The organism is Streptomyces sp. NPDC046335 (assembly GCF_055587985.1).
In genome coordinates, this window is the sequence record NZ_JBVJFF010000005.1 from 271,071 (window position 1) to 283,396 (window position 12,326).

General features: G+C 71.9%; 11 protein-coding genes. 4 read left to right on the forward strand and 7 right to left on the reverse strand.

From position 1 onward, the window contains the following. Window positions 1-2 precede the first annotated feature (2 nt). The 4 genes from ACZ6JY_RS13665 to ACZ6JY_RS13680 all read right to left on the reverse strand — a co-directional run bounded on the left by ACZ6JY_RS13665 (window position 3) and on the right by ACZ6JY_RS13680 (window position 4,848). Entirely contained in the window at window positions 3-2,069 is a 2,067-nt protein-coding gene (locus ACZ6JY_RS13665; RefSeq protein WP_469195510.1) for a PTS fructose transporter subunit IIABC, read from the reverse strand. A gap of 97 nt (window positions 2,070-2,166) precedes the next feature. Beyond that, on the reverse strand, window positions 2,167-3,159 hold the full coding sequence (gene pfkB / locus ACZ6JY_RS13670) for a 1-phosphofructokinase (RefSeq protein ID WP_469195512.1): 993 nt from the start codon (window positions 3,157-3,159) through the stop codon (window positions 2,167-2,169). 76 nt (window positions 3,160-3,235) lie between these two features. Next, window positions 3,236-3,997 carry a DeoR/GlpR family DNA-binding transcription regulator gene (locus tag ACZ6JY_RS13675; RefSeq protein ID WP_469195514.1) on the reverse strand — a complete coding sequence of 254 codons (762 nt, stop codon included), beginning with the start codon at window positions 3,995-3,997 and terminating at the stop codon, window positions 3,236-3,238. Window positions 3,998-4,224: 227 nt separating this feature from the next. After that, a complete protein-coding gene (locus tag ACZ6JY_RS13680; RefSeq protein ID WP_469195516.1) occupies window positions 4,225-4,848 on the reverse strand; it encodes a TetR family transcriptional regulator in 624 nt (207 codons plus the stop codon). 155 nt (window positions 4,849-5,003) lie between these two features. On the opposite strand from ACZ6JY_RS13680, the gene ACZ6JY_RS13685 reads away from it, so the two are divergent. After that, entirely contained in the window at window positions 5,004-6,257 is a 1,254-nt protein-coding gene (locus ACZ6JY_RS13685; RefSeq protein WP_469195517.1) for an extracellular solute-binding protein, read from the forward strand. 75 nt (window positions 6,258-6,332) lie between these two features. On the opposite strand, the gene ACZ6JY_RS13690 is transcribed toward ACZ6JY_RS13685, so the two are convergent. Next, window positions 6,333-7,856, reverse strand: coding sequence for an MFS transporter (locus ACZ6JY_RS13690; RefSeq protein ID WP_469195519.1), 1,524 nt, complete (start codon window positions 7,854-7,856; stop codon window positions 6,333-6,335). A 215-nt stretch (window positions 7,857-8,071) separates the two neighbouring features. Here ACZ6JY_RS13690 and ACZ6JY_RS13695 point away from each other — a divergent pair, with 215 nt between their 5' ends. Continuing rightward, the gene (locus ACZ6JY_RS13695) at window positions 8,072-9,067 is read left to right on the forward strand and encodes a helix-turn-helix transcriptional regulator (protein WP_469195521.1); all 996 of its coding nucleotides are present in this window, start codon (window positions 8,072-8,074) and stop codon (window positions 9,065-9,067) included. A gap of 25 nt (window positions 9,068-9,092) precedes the next feature. Here ACZ6JY_RS13695 and ACZ6JY_RS13700 read toward each other — a convergent pair whose 3' ends face one another. Continuing rightward, the gene (locus tag ACZ6JY_RS13700) at window positions 9,093-10,091 is read right to left on the reverse strand and encodes a sigma-70 family RNA polymerase sigma factor (RefSeq protein ID WP_469195522.1); all 999 of its coding nucleotides are present in this window, start codon (window positions 10,089-10,091) and stop codon (window positions 9,093-9,095) included. 179 nt (window positions 10,092-10,270) lie between these two features. Here ACZ6JY_RS13700 and ACZ6JY_RS13705 point away from each other — a divergent pair, with 179 nt between their 5' ends. Beyond that, window positions 10,271-10,813: a GNAT family N-acetyltransferase gene (locus ACZ6JY_RS13705; protein ID WP_469195524.1), complete on the forward strand. Its 543-nt coding sequence runs from the start codon at window positions 10,271-10,273 to the stop codon at window positions 10,811-10,813. Between the two features lie 11 nt (window positions 10,814-10,824). On the opposite strand, the gene ACZ6JY_RS13710 is transcribed toward ACZ6JY_RS13705, so the two are convergent. Next, the gene (locus tag ACZ6JY_RS13710) at window positions 10,825-11,586 is read right to left on the reverse strand and encodes a dioxygenase family protein (RefSeq protein ID WP_469196136.1); all 762 of its coding nucleotides are present in this window, start codon (window positions 11,584-11,586) and stop codon (window positions 10,825-10,827) included. Between the two features lie 170 nt (window positions 11,587-11,756). Between ACZ6JY_RS13710 and ACZ6JY_RS13715 the strand changes: the two genes are divergently transcribed. Then, window positions 11,757-12,281 (forward strand): MarR family winged helix-turn-helix transcriptional regulator, encoded by a 525-nt coding sequence (locus ACZ6JY_RS13715; protein ID WP_469195525.1) that lies wholly within the window; start codon window positions 11,757-11,759, stop codon window positions 12,279-12,281. Window positions 12,282-12,326 lie beyond the last annotated feature (45 nt).

Sequence of the window (12,326 nt, forward strand, 5' to 3'; positions counted from 1 at the left end):
GGTCAGGCCGCTGCCGGAACCCGCTTGGTGTCGGCCGGCTCGGCGGCGGTCGTGTCGTCGGCCGCCGGGGGCGTCGTCTTCCGCGCGCCCTTGAGCAGCACGACCACGGCCGTGGAGACGCAGACACCGGCGGCGATCGCCACGAGGTACAGCAGCGGCCGGCCGATCAGCGGGACCACGAAGACGCCGCCGTGCGGTGCGCGCAGGGTGCAGCCGAAGGCCATGGACAGGGCGCCGGTGACCGCGCCACCCGCCATCGACGCGGGGATCACCCGCAGCGGGTCGGCGGCCGCGAAGGGGATCGCGCCCTCGGTGATGAAGGAGGCGCCGAGGAACCAGGCCGCCTTGCCGTTCTCCCGTTCCGTCTTGGTGAAGAGCTTGCCGCGCACGGTCGTGGCGAGCGCCATGGCGAGCGGCGGGACCATGCCGGCGGCCATCGCGGCGGCCATGACCTTCAGGCTGCCGTCGGTGGGGTGGGCGAGGCCGCCGACGGCGAAGGCGTAGGCGACCTTGTTGAGCGGGCCGCCGAGGTCGAAGCACATCATCAGGCCGAGGATGACGCCGAGGATGACCGCGTTGGCCCCGGAGAGGCCCTCCAGCCAGTCGGTCAGCGCGCTCTGGAGGGACGCGATGGGCTTGCCCACGACGAGGAACATCAGGAAGCCGACCACCGCCGATGAGATCAGCGGGATCACCACGACGGGCATGATGCCGCGCAGCACGGTGGGGATGCGTACCCGTTGGATGCCCATGACCACGGCGCCCGCGATCAGACCGGCGGCGAGGCCGCCGAGGAAGCCCGCGTCGATCGTGACGGCGACCGAACCGCCGACGAAGCCGGGCACGAGGCCGGGCCTGTCGGCCATGCCGTACGCGATGTAGCCGGCGAGGACCGGTACCAGGAAGGCGAAGGCGAGGCCGCCGATCTGGAACAGCAGCGCGGCCCAGCTGGTGTGGTCGGCCCAGGCGAAGTGCTCGGCGACGGACGGCGCCTTGTCGATCTTCCAGCCGCCGATGGCGAAGCCGAGGGCGATGAGGAGGCCGCCGGCGGCGACGAAGGGGACCATGTAGCTGACGCCGGACATCAGCCACTTGCGGAGCTTGGTGCCGTAACCGTCGTCACTGTCACCGGCGTTGTCGACGGGGGTCGGTGACGCCTCGGCGGTGTGCTCGCCGCGGGCCGCCTTCTCCCTGACCTCCGCGATGAGTTCCGCGGGGCGGTTGATGCCGGCCTTCACGGCCACGTCGACCGTGGGCTTTCCGGCGAAGCGGGGCTTGTCCCTCACCGGGACGTCGTGGGCGAAGATGACGCCGTCGGCGGCGGCGATGACCGCCGGGTCCAGGCGGGTGAAGCCCGCCGAGCCCTGGGTCTCCACCGTCAGCTCCACGCCTGCCTCGCGGCCCGCGGTCTCCAGGGCTTCCGCTGCCATGTAGGTGTGGGCGATGCCCGTGGGGCAGGAGGTGACGGCGACGATCCGGAACGGCTCCTCCGGAACCCCGTCGGCCTCCCGGGACGCGTCCGCCTCCCGGGACGCGTCCGCCTCCCGGGACGCGTCGCCCTCCGGGGGCGCGTCGGCCTCCGGCGCGCTGTCCGCGGCCGGGGGTGCGCTGTCCTGCGGCTGCCGGTCACCCCGGATCAGAGCAGCGGCTGTCTCGGCGTCCTCCGCGCCCCGCAGCGCCGCCGTGAACTCCGCGTCCATCAACTGCCTGGCCAGGGAGGAGAGGATCGTCAGGTGGGCGTCGTCCGCTCCGGCCGGGGCGGCGATCAGGAAGATCAGGTCGGCCGGGCCGTCCGGCGCGCCGAAGTCGATGCCGCGCGCCGAGCGGCCGAAGGCCAGCGTGGGCTCGGTGACGTGGGCGCTGCGGCAGTGCGGGATGCCGATGCCGCCGTCCAGGCCGGTCGGCATCTGCGCCTCACGGGCCGCCACGTCGGCGAGGAACCCGTCCAGGTCGGTCACGCGCCCGAGGGCCACCATGCGCTCGGCGAGGGAACGCGCGGCGGCTTCCTTGGTTTCGGCGGACAGGTCGAGTTCGAGATCGACCAGATCCGCGGTGATCATGTCGGTCATCGCGGGCTCCTTCGCGCGCGTATCGCCCGGCGGGGGACGAGGGCCACAGAGGGGAGGGAGAGGGGGACGGGGGCCAAAGGGGTGTGGGCGAGGGGGTTCACGGGGTGTGTTCCGTCGGTACGCGGTCCACGAGCACGCGATCCACGAGCACGCGGTCCAGGAGTACGCGATCCAGCGGGACGTCGGCCGTCACGGTGACCGCGTCCGGTGCCAGGTCGGCGGGCGAGGGCATGACGCTGCCCGGCAGTTGGACGGCCGCCGCCCCGTGCGCCACGGCCGAGGCGAGCGCACGTTCCCCCGTACCGCCGGCGATCAGGAAGCCGGCCAGGGAGGAGTCCCCGGCGCCGACGTTGCTGCGTACGGCGTCGACGCGGGCGCTCGCGAAGTACGTGCCCGACTCCTCGACCAGGAGCTGGCCGTCGGCGCCGAGGCTGGCGAGCACGGCACGCGCTCCCATCCCCCGCAGCTCCTCCGCCGCCTTGACCGCGTCGCCGACGGTGGTGAGGGGGCGGCCGACGGCTTCGGAGAGCTCCTCGGCGTTGGGTTTGACCACGTCGGGGCGTTCGGCGAGGGCGGCGAGCAGGGCCGGGCCCGAGGTGTCCAGGGCGATACGGGCGCCCGCGGCGTGGGCGCGGGCCACCAGGTCGGCGTACCAGGAGGGGGCGAGGCCGCGCGGCAGGCTGCCGCAGCAGGCGATCCAGTCGGCCCCCGCGGAACGTTCGCCGACGGTGGCGAGCAACGCCTCCCGCTCCTCGCGCGACAGTTCGGGGCCCGGGGCGTTGATCTTCGTGAGCGTGCCGTCGGGCTCCGCGACCGCGATGTTGGAGCGGGTCTGTCCGGCCACCGGGACCGGGGCCGCCTCGATGCCCTGCTCGTGGAGGAGCTGTGCGACCAGTGCGCCCGGGGCGCCGCCGAGCGGCAGCACGGCGACGGTCCGCACGCCCGCCGCCGCGACGGCACGCGAGACGTTGACGCCCTTGCCGCCCGGGTCCATCCGGTCGCCGGTGGCCCGCACGACCTCGCCGCGGTCGAGCGACGGGACCTCGTAGGTGCGGTCGAGGGAGGGGTTGGGGGTGACGGTGAGGATCATGCGCGTACCGGGGCCTTCTTGTTCGTGCGTGCGGCGGAGGCGGCCGCCGGGGTGCGGTCGGCGGCTGTGCGCGTACTCATACGCGTACGACCTCCGTGCCGTCGCGCTCGATGGCGGCGGCGTCGGCGGGGTCGAGGCCGGTGTCGGTGATCAGCAGATCCACGTCGGTGAGGTCGCCGAAGCGGGCGAAGTGCTGCTGGCCGTGCTTGGCGGAGTCCGCGAGCAGGACGACCCGGCGGGCGGCGGCCACGGTCGCGCGCTTCACGGCGGCCTCGGCGAGGTCGGGCGTGGTGAGTCCGGCCTCGGCGGAGAAGCCGTTGGCGGCGAGGAAGAGGACGTCGGCGCGGATCTCTCCGTAGGCGCGCAGGGCCCAGGCGTCCACGGCGGCGCGCGTGCGCTGCCGGACGCGGCCGCCGATGAGGTGGAGCTGGATGCCGGGGTGGTCGGCGAGGCGGGCGGCGGTGGGCAGGCCGTGCGTGACGACGGTGAGCGTCGACTCCAGGGGGAGCGCCGCCGCGAGCCGCGCGACGGTCGACCCGGCGTCGAGGATGACGCTGCCTTCGGCGGGCAGCTCGGCGAGGGCGGCGCGGGCGATGCGGTCCTTCTCGTCGGCGGCGGTGCCCTCGCGCTCGGCGAGGTCCGGCTCGAAGTCGAGGCGGCCCGCGGGTATGGCACCGCCGTGCACGCGGCGCACGAGGCCTGCGCGGTCCAGGGCCTTCAGGTCGCGGCGGATGGTCTCCGCGGTGACCTGGAACTCCTCGGCGAGCGACAGCACGTCGACCCGCCCGCCGTCGCGCGCGAGCCGCAGGATCTCCTGCTGCCGCTCCGGTGCGTACATGTCCGTTTGCCTCCGCCAGATGCCCGAGCGTGTTGTTTCACCGGCAGGCTACGGCGGCATTGCGCCAAAGTAAACACCTTCGGGCGGGGAACGGGCATGAACGGACATCGGGGGGCGTGGCGAAGCCCAGGCCGCAGAGCTACAGCCACAGCCGTCGCCGACCGCCAGCCGCTTTAGCCCTAGCCCCAGCCCTAGCCCTAGCCCTAGCTCTGGCCCCGGCCCCAGCCCTACGGCCAGGGAAACGAGTCCAGTGCCGCCAGGCAGTGCGCCGCCAGGTCCGCCGGGCCGTCCCCCTCGGCCGCGGGCGCCTCCCCCGCCGCCCAGGCCTCGACGGCGACCCGTACCGCCACGCTCGCGACCGCCGCCGCGAGGCTCAGGTCCAGGGTCGGTTCGTTCTCGCCCGTCCGCTCCAGGAGTACCGCGAGCAGCGTCTGTTCCGAGGCGTGGCACGCGTCCGCCCACACCGCGCGCAGCGCGGGGCTCTCCGCCGACATGCGCAGCAGCGAGCGCACCCACTCCAGGGACTCCACGGCCTCCGCGTCCCCGGCGGTCAGCGCCTGCGCGACCGCGTGCCGCAGCGCGACCGGCACCGAGAGGCCGTCCGGGGCCCGGCGCACCGCCTCCGCCCACTGCTGCGCGCCCGCGGTGAACAGCGGGGCGACCGCCTCTTCCTTGGTCGCGAAGTAGCGGTAGAAGGTGCGGGGGGCCACGCCCGCGGCGCGGGCGATGTCCTCGGCGCGGGTGGCGCGCAGCCCGTCCGCGGCGAAGAGCGACGCCGCCGTGCGGGCGATGTCGAGACGGGTCTCGGTCTTACGACGCTCCGTCAGCGACGGCTTCGAACCACTGGGCATGACAGGCAGGTTATGCCAGCCCAGCTCCAGGGCACCCCTCGGCGCAAACTGCCCGTATGGCAGAATCTGCCACCGCGCGAACGGGAAGCGGACCGGAAGACAGAACCGGAAAGCAGCACCGAAGAGCAGGACCGGAAGCAAAGGTGGCACCAGCGGTGCGTCGTCGGCAGTTCCTTCTCCACTCCGCCGGTCTCGCCGGCGCCACCGGCCTCGGCGCCGCGGGCCTCAGCGCCTGCTCGGCGGAGACCGACACGCCGCTGAGGCTCCTCGTCGCCAGCTACGACAAGAGCGTCGGCTCCTCGATCGGCGACCAGTGGGACAACCTCGTCGTCGCCTTCGAGAAGGCCCACCCGGACATCCGCGTCGCCCTGGAGCGCGTGCCGTTCGCGAAGCTCGACGAGACCCTTGCCCAGCGCGTGAAGAAGGGCGACGCCCCCGACATCGCCCAGTCCAACTTCTTCGCCCCGTACGCGGAGGCCGGCAAGCTGTACGGCGCCGACGACCTCTTCGACGTACGCACGGAGGGCGATTTCATCCGCTCCTACGCGGAGGCCGGCATGGTCAACCGCGTCCAGTACGGGATGCCCTTCCTCGCCAGTACCCCGCGCCTCTTCTACAACAAGGCGCTCTTCAAGCAGGCCCGCCTCAAGGCCCCCCGCTCCTGGGCCGAACTGCGCGACGCCGCCGAGGCGTTGAAGAGGCTCGGCGTCGACACCCCCTACGGGCTCCAGCTCGGCCCGGAGGCCGCCGAGGACGAGGCGCTGGCCTGGCTGCTCGCCGACGGCGGCGGCTATGCCGCGCTCACCGGCTACGACTTCGCGAGCGCGGCCAACATCGGCGCCCTGACCTGGCTGCGCGACAACCTCGTGAAGCGGGGCCTCGCGGGAGCGCACCCGTCGAAGCTGACCAGGACGGACGCGTACGCCCAGTTCCTGCGCGGCAGGATCGGCATGATGATCGCCCATCCGGTCCTGATGGGCGCCGCCGACCAGGCCAAGTTCCCGTACGCGCACGCCCCGTTCCCCAAGAGGCTCGGCGGCGCCGCGCCTCCGGTGGGGCTCAACGACTGGCTGATGGCGTTCAGGCGGGACGGGCGGCGCGCGCGGTGCGGGACGTTCCTGAGCTACCTTTACGGCCGCAAGTCCGCCCTCGCGTACGGGGGCGGAAAGACCGCGCTGCCGGTGACCAGTTCCGCGTCCGAGGCCGCGCGCGAGGACCCCGGCCAGCGGTCGCTGCGGGACTTCATCGACCAGATGCCGCAGGCGCGGTTCCAGCCGACGAACCAGGCCTCCTGGCCCGAGGTGCGGACCGCTGTCCGGCAGCGGATCGGCGAGGCGGTGGCCCCGGGCGGTGATCCCGGGGCCGTACTGGAGTCCTTGGACGCGACGGCGGCCCAAGCGGAGCTCTAGGGACTCCCCTGCTCCTGCTGCACCTGCCGCTCCTGATGCACCTGATGGGCCCCAGCGGCGTGCCCGATCAGGGAGTCAGGGAGTCAGCGCAGGCTCCTTCTCCGCCCGCTCGTCCGGCTCCGCCACGTCGGCGCCGCCCTCGACGTGCTGCTGCGGCTTCGCCGGGAGCGCGAACATCAGGACGAAGATGGCCGCGAGGACCGCCGCCACCCAGCCCAGCGCGTTCTGGAACCCGTCCACGTACTCCAGGGGCAGCCGCTCACGCGGAACGCTCTCGTCGATCATCCCGAAGAAGACCACCGACACCAGGCCGAGGCCGAGCGCGGTGCCCATCTGCTGCATGGTGTTGAAGAGCCCGGAGGCCGAGCCCGCGTGCTCCCGCGGTACGCCCGAGAGGACGGCGTCCGCCAGCGGCGCCACGATCAGGCCCATGCCGACGCCCATCACGACCATGGGCAGCGCCATCTGCCAGACCGCGATGCCCGTGCCGTACCGGTCGGCCTCCCAGATGTAGATGAGCAGGCCCGCGGCCATCGTCAACGCGCCGGCCTGAAGCACCTTGCGGCCGAACCGCGGCACGAGCTTCTGCACGGAGATCCCGGCCGCCACCGAGACCGCGATGGAGAACGGCACCCCGGTCAGACCGGCCTTCAGCTCGCTCCAGCCGAGACCGATCTGGAGGTAGAGCGTCCAGACCAGGAAGAAGACGCCGAGCGCGACACCGAACACCAGCTGCACCGCGACGCCCGCCGCGAAGCTCTTCACCTTGAACAGCGACAGCTCGACCAGCGGCGATCCGTCCCTGGCGGTCTTCCACCTCTCGTACGCGACGAACGCGCCGAAGACGACGAGTGAGCCCGCCATGGTGGCGTGGCCCCAGACCGGCCAGCCCAGTTCGCGGCCGCGGGTGAGCGGGTAGAGCAGCATCAGCAGGCCGAGGGTGACCATGACGACGCCGACGAGGTCCAGTTTCAGGGCCTTCGGCGCCTTGGACTCGGTGATGAACTTCCGGCCGAGGATCAGCCCCGCGATGCCGACGGGCAGGTTGATGAGGAAGATCGGCCGCCATTCGAGGCCGAGGATGTTCCACTCGGTGAGCAGCGCGCCGAGCAGCGGCCCGGAGACCGCGCCGAGGCCGACGACCATGCCGAAGAGCCCGAAGACCTTGCCGCGCTCATGGGCGGGGAACGTCGCGTGGACGATGGAGAGGACCTGCGGCACCATCAGCGCGGCCATGCCGCCCTGAAGGATGCGCGAGGCCACCAGCATCTCCGGGTTGACCGCGAAGCCGCAGAGCGCCGAGGCCACGGTGAAGCCGGCGATGCCGATCAGGAAGAGCCGCTTGCGGCCGTGGATGTCACCGAGCCGTCCGCCCGTGATGAGCCCGGCGGCGAACGCGAGGCTGTAGCCCGCGGTGATCCACTGGATCTGGCTGAAGGAGGCGCCCGCGTCCCGCTGGATCGTCGGGATCGCTATGTTGACGATCGTGACGTCGACCAGGTCCATGAAGGCGGCGGTCATCACGATGGCCAGGGCGAACCACCGGCGCCGGTCCGCTGCCGGTGGCGTTTCGGGGAGGGTGCTGCTGGAAGAACTCATGCCGGAAGGCTAGGAGTCATCTAGGTCATAACAGTTCCTAGATCCCCGGCATCCTGGGCGGGTGAACATGGAGCAGACGAGGACGACCGACACGCGAACCATGCTCCCGGGGGTGCGGCCATGACCGACATGAAGGACCCGCTGTCTGCCGCAGGTACGGCCGTGACCCGCACGACAGTGACCCGCACAAAGGGCGCGCTGCCGGGAGCGCGGTCATGACGGGCGCGACCGGTGCCCAGACCCCCATCCGGCTGCTGCAACTGCTCTCGCTCCTCCAGACGCCGCGCGAGTGGCCGGGCAGTGAGCTGGCCGAGCGGCTCGGGGTGAGCCGGCGGACCGTGCGGCGCGACGTGGACCGGCTGCGGGAGCTGGGCTATCCGGTGCAGGCCACGCAGGGCGCCCTCGGCGGCTACCGTCTCGTCGCGGGCAAGGCCATGCCGCCGCTCGTCCTTGACGACGAGGAGGCGGTGGCGATCGCGGTCGGCCTGCGGGCCGGGGCGGGCCACGCCGTGGAGGGCGTGGAGGAGGCGTCGGTACGGGCGCTCGCCAAGCTGGAGCAGGTCCTGCCCGCCCGGCTGCGGCACCGCGTGACGTCCTTGCAGATCGCGACGATGCCGCTGGTCAGCGGGGACGGGGCGAGCATCGCGCCCGAGACGCTGACGGTGATCGCGTCGGCCACGGCGGGCCGTGAGCGGCTGCGGTTCTCCTACCGCGCGGGCGACGGCACGCGGTCGCGGCGGCTGACCGAGCCCTACCGCCTGGTCTCGACGGGGCGGCGGTGGTATCTCGTGGCGTACGACATGGACCGCGAGGACTGGCGGACCTTCCGCGTGGACCGCGTGGCGGAGCCGTTCGCCACGGGGGCGCGGTTCGCGCCGCGGGAGCTGCCGAAGGGGGACGCCGCGGAGTTCTTGCGGCAGTCGGTCTACCGCGGGCTCACGGCGTACGAGATCGACGTGACGTTCGCGGCGCCCGCGGAGTTCGTGGCGGCCAGGCTGCCGTCGTCGCTCGGCGCGGTGGAGCCGCTGGACGACCACCACTGCCGGCTGCGCGGCACGGCCACGGACTCCGTCGAGTGGGTGGCGGTCCGCCTGGCGGTGGCGGACTGCGACTTCACGGCCCATGGCCCCCCGGAGCTGCTCACCTGCCTGCGCGACATGGGCTCCCGGCTGACGCGGGGGGCTGCCCCGTCACCGGGCGGGACCCGGTGATCCGTACGGGCACGGCAACGGTCGGCTAGGCGACCGCGTCGAACCCTGTGTCGCGCGCCAGCTTCTTCAGTTCGAGGAGGGCGTGCTTCTCGATCTGCCGGATGCGCTCGCGTGTGAGGCCGTGCTCCTTGCCGACCTCCGTCAGCGTCCGCTCGCGCCCGTCGTCGATGCCGTACCGCATCTTGATGATGGAGGCGGTGCGCTGGTCGAGGCGGCCTATCAGGTCGTCAAGCTCCTCGCTGCGCAGCAGCGAGAGGACGGACTGCTCGGGCGAGACGGCGGAGGTGTCCTCCAGGAGGTCACCGAACTGGGTGTCGCCGGAGTCGTCCACCCCCATGTTCAGCGAGACCGGGTCGCGCGCCCAGTCCAGGACGTCGATGACGCGCTCGGGCTTCGAGGCGAGCTCCGCGGCGATCTCCGTGGGCTCCGGCTCCCGGCCGTGCTCGCGGTTGAACTCGCGCTGCACACGGCGGATGCGGCCCAGCTCCTCGACCAGGTGGACGGGGAGGCGGATGGTGCGGGACTGGTCGGCTATCGAGCGGGTGATGGCCTGGCGGATCCACCACGTGGCGTACGTGGAGAACTTGAAGCCCTTGGCATAGTCGAACTTCTCGACCGCGCGCACCAGGCCCGCGTTGCCCTCCTGGATCAGGTCGAGGAGGGGCAGGCCGCTGCGCGGATAGCGGCGGGCCACGGCGACGACGAGGCGGAGGTTCGAACGGATGAAGACGTCCTTGGCGCGCTCACCGTCGGCGACGAGGGCTTCGAGCTCCTCGCGGTCCGCGGTGACCTTGCTGTCCGCGACCTCGCCGTCCAGGATCTTGCGGGCATAGACGCCCGCTTCGATGATCTGGGACAGCTCTACTTCCTTGGCGGCGTCCAGCAGTGGTGTACGCGCGATCTCGTCGAGGTACATGCCGACCAGGTCGCGGTCGGCGATCTCCCCGCCTACGGCGCGAACACTGCGTGCCGCGTCGGTCTCGCCGGAGGCGGACTTACGACGGGCGACGGCACGGGTTGCCATGCGTGCTCCCTTGCGATGGTGGTCCTGGTCGGCCCCACTGGGGCCTCTGTGGTGGATGGCACACCCTCGGGTTCCCACCATCCGATGGAAACAACGACTGGAATCCGGACAGAATTCCCAAGGCGCGCATCTTTTTCACCGGTGGTGCAGTACCCTGTGCCGCCACTCGGGGAGGCCGGATGTTGACAGGGTGTACTGAGGTGCAGGTCAGGCCGGGAGTCGAGGCAGACCTCGAAGCCCTCACGGACCTCTACAACCACTACGTACGTGAGACCGCTATCACATTCGACACGGTGGCCTTCTCCCCCGAAGAGCGCCGCCCTTGGCTGCTCTCCCACCCCAAAGACGGCCCGCACCGCCTCTTGGTTGCCCAGGAGCGGCATTCCGGGCCCGGCGCGGGCCGCGTCCTCGGGTACGTCGCCAGTAGCCCTTTCCGCATCAAGCCCGCTTATGCGACCTCCGTGGAAGTCAGCGTCTACTGCGCACCGGACGCCGCGGGGCGCGGCATCGGCACGCTGCTCTACAAGACGCTCTTCGAGGCCCTGCGGGAGGAGGACGTGCACCGCGCGTACGCGGGCGTCGCCCAGCCGAACGAGGCGTCGGTCCGCCTCCACGAGCGCTTCGGCTTCCGGCACGTGGGGACGTACCACGAGGTGGGCAGGAAGTTCGGCCGCTACTGGGACGTGGCCTGGTACGAGCTGGCCCTCGGCCCCACGGCTTAGCGGCGCGCGCCTCAGCCGAACTGCACCGACCTCTTCGCCAGTCCGAGCCAGAAGCCGTCGATCACGCTGCGCTGGTCGGTCAGGTCGCCCGTGGCGTCCGCCGCGCCCAGGGTGACGAAGAGCGGGGCGAAGTGTTCCGTGCGGGGGTGGGCCAGTTGGCCCGCCGGGGACTTGTCGGCGAAGTCGAGGAGGGCGTCCACGTCGGCCGTTTCGAGGGCCTCGTGGCCCCAGGCGTCGAACTCCGCCGACCAGGCCGGGATGCCGCCCTGCCGCAGGGCCGCCAGGTTGTGCGTGAAGAAGCCGCTGCCGACGATCAGGACGCCCTCGTCCCGCAGCGGCGCGAGCCTGCGGCCGACGTCCATGAGGCGGCGCGGCTCCAGGGTCGGCAGGGAGATCTGGAGGACGGGTATGTCGGCTTCGGGGTACATCTCGACCAGCGGTACGTACGCCCCGTGGTCGAGGCCGCGGTCCGGCACGTCCTGTACGGGCAGGCCGGGCGCCCGCAGGAGTGCCCGTACGGACGCGGCCAGCTCCGGCGCGCCCGGCGCCTCGTACGTCACCCCGTAGTAGTGCTCGGGGAAGCCCCAGAAGTCGTACACGAGCGGCAGCGTCCGTGTGGCGCCGAGGGCGAGCGGGGCCTCCTCCCAGTGCGCGGAGACCATGAGGATCGCCCTGGGGCGCGGCAGGCCGGCGGACCAGGCAGCCAGTTCGCCGGGCCAGACGGGGTCGTCGGCGAGCGGCGGGGCGCCGTGGCTGAGGTACAGGGCGGGCATGCGGATCATCGCGCACCTCCGGAGCGGGCCGACGTACTGAAGGCTGAGTACATGAACGGACTGAGTACGTGAACGGGCGGATACTTGAACAGACTGGGTACTTGAAGACTCAAGTTCTATGTTCGACCGTACGCACGGTTTGTTCAAAGTTCAAGGAAGGGCCTCGTACGATGGAGTACATGGATATGGCACCCACCCCTTCCCCGGCCGGTGAGCCACGCTGGCTGGACGGCGACGAGCAGCGCGTTTGGCGGTCCTACCTCCAGGCGACCACGCTCCTCGACGACTACCTCGACCGGCAGCTCCAGCGCGACGCGGGCATGCCGCACATGTACTACGGCATATTGGTCCAGTTGTCAGACGCCCCCCGGAGACGGCTGCGGATGACCGAACTGGCCAAGACCATGAAGATCACCCGGTCCCGCCTCTCGCACGCCGTCGCCCGCCTGGAGAAGAGCGGCTGGGTGCGCCGCGAGGACTGCCCCTCCGACAAGCGCGGCCAGCTCGCGATCCTCACCGACGAGGGGTACGAGGTGCTGCGCGGGACCGCCCCCGGCCACGTCAGCGCCGTACGCCAGGCGCTCTTCGACCGGCTCACCCCGCAACAGCAGAAATCCCTCGGCGAGATCATGACGATCGTCGCCGAGGGACTTCAGCCCAAGGAGGCCGGTGCGGACCTCCCCTGGCTCCGCTAGGAACCTTCTGGCTCCGCTAGGGGACCTGCCCCAGGTGAACCGGCC

Coding starts and splice junctions, on each gene's coding strand:
- ACZ6JY_RS13665 (WP_469195510.1), bottom strand. CDS start 2,069: ATGACCGACATGATCACCGCGGATCTGGTCGATCTCGAACTCGACCTG.
- pfkB (WP_469195512.1), bottom strand. CDS start 3,159: ATGATCCTCACCGTCACCCCCAACCCCTCCCTCGACCGCACCTACGAG.
- ACZ6JY_RS13675 (WP_469195514.1), bottom strand. CDS start 3,997: ATGTACGCACCGGAGCGGCAGCAGGAGATCCTGCGGCTCGCGCGCGAC.
- ACZ6JY_RS13680 (WP_469195516.1), bottom strand. CDS start 4,848: ATGCCCAGTGGTTCGAAGCCGTCGCTGACGGAGCGTCGTAAGACCGAG.
- ACZ6JY_RS13690 (WP_469195519.1), bottom strand. CDS start 7,856: ATGAGTTCTTCCAGCAGCACCCTCCCCGAAACGCCACCGGCAGCGGAC.
- ACZ6JY_RS13695 (WP_469195521.1), top strand. CDS start 8,072: ATGACGGGCGCGACCGGTGCCCAGACCCCCATCCGGCTGCTGCAACTG.
- ACZ6JY_RS13700 (WP_469195522.1), bottom strand. CDS start 10,091: ATGGCAACCCGTGCCGTCGCCCGTCGTAAGTCCGCCTCCGGCGAGACC.
- ACZ6JY_RS13705 (WP_469195524.1), top strand. CDS start 10,271: ATGTTGACAGGGTGTACTGAGGTGCAGGTCAGGCCGGGAGTCGAGGCA.
- ACZ6JY_RS13710 (WP_469196136.1), bottom strand. CDS start 11,586: ATGCCCGCCCTGTACCTCAGCCACGGCGCCCCGCCGCTCGCCGACGAC.
- ACZ6JY_RS13715 (WP_469195525.1), top strand. CDS start 11,757: ATGGAGTACATGGATATGGCACCCACCCCTTCCCCGGCCGGTGAGCCA.